The 1,490-nt window shown below is 76.4% G+C and carries 1 protein-coding gene; it reads right to left on the bottom strand.

The features are described from left to right. Positions 1 to 375: 375 nt before the first annotated feature. Entirely contained in the window at positions 376 to 1,413 is a 1,038-nt protein-coding gene (locus tag ACWEVO_RS36360; RefSeq protein WP_452311921.1) for a hypothetical protein, read from the bottom strand. Positions 1,414 to 1,490: the final 77 nt, after the last annotated feature.

Below are 1,490 nucleotides of genomic sequence, written 5' to 3'. Positions count from 1 at the left end.
AACGCCATCGCCGCCATCCTGCTGGCCCTGCGGGACGCGACCGGGATCCGGCCGCACTGCCACTAGCGCCGGTACGAGCACCGCGAGCGCCGCGCAGGCGTAGATAAGGGTCATCGCGGCGCACCGCCCGGCCGGACGGCCCGCGTCGACCGCACCCGGTCCCCTGCCCTGTCAGCCACCGGCCGACCTCCCCACGCCGCACGGTCCGCGGGCGGTGCCCCACGCCTCCCGGACCGGATCGAACCCGCCACCACGGACGGGTGGTGATCGAGTGGTGACACCTTAGTGGAGGCCGGCTCACGTCCGGTAGCAGGGGCCGGACCGTACGGCATTTCCCCGGATTTGCCGGTCGTCTCCCCGACCCCCGACCCCGGCTCACTCCCGGGGCGATCCCGACCGGTCGGCGAGCACGTGCAGCAGCGCGGGGTGCAGCCGGCCGCTCCACCCGCCCCCGCCGGCGGCGAGTTCGGCGGTCCGCAGCCACAGCTCGACGAGGTAGGCGTCGGCGACGAGGCGCCGGCGGGCCGGATCGAGGCCGAGAGCCTCGCCGTGCCGGTCGAGCACGTCCACCAGCTCGACGGTCGCCTCGGGCACCGGCCGCCCGCGCAGCGACAGGGCACTCTGGAACGCCTGGTGGGCGAGGTCGAAGCCGACCGGCCGGTCCCGGCCGCTGTTCTCCCAGTCCCAGGCGAACAGCCGCCCCCGGTGGGTGCCGAGGTTCCACGGCACCCAGTCGCCGTGCCAGTGGCCGAACTCCAGGGTGGTCGCGCCGTCCCGCGCGGCCAGGGCGGCCAGCGCGGCGCCGACCGGTCCGCCGGCCCGTGCCAGCTCCCAGCCCAGCACCGCCGCCATCCGGTACGCGGCACTGCCGCGGTGCACCGCGTGCCCGCCCATCACGCCCACCACCGACTGCGGCCCGTGCACCGCCAGCCAGGCCCGGGTCGCGTCCGCCAGGGCGTTGTCCACCCCGTGGTCGTGCAGCCGCTGGCCGAGCGCCTCCCGGACGTCCGGCAGCGCCCCACCGTGCGCCCGGAAGTGCGCGTACACCCGGGTGTCGTACATCCCGGCGAAGCCACCCTCGGCGAAGCCGGCGGCCAGGTCGTCGGGGGTGTAGAGGTGGGCCGGCTGGGTCGGGTAGGGCAGCCCGGAGAAGGGTGGGACCACGTTGGCGCCGCGCCGGACCAGGTCCGCGCCGACCTCCCGGTCGGCGAACCGGCAGCCCACGAAGAGGGTGCCGGCGACCTCGACGGCGCGCAGGTCGGGAACGGGGTCGAGGTCGAGGCGGAGGCCCTGCACGGTCAGGCCGGCGAGGCTGCCCTCGGCCAGCCGCCGGTCGAACTCGGCCCGGGTCTCGACCTCGTCGATGCTGGTGTCGTGCGGCTCGATGACGTCCGCGGGGGGTGGGGTCGGCACCAGATCATCCTGCCCGCCCACGGCAACCCGGCAAACGCCGGCCGGACCGACAGGAGCCCGGCGGCCGGGCCGCCGGG

This window comes from Micromonospora sp. NPDC003776 (assembly GCF_053605645.1).
Note: the sequence above shows the minus strand (reverse complement) of the source record. Positions and strands in the feature narration are given on the sequence as shown.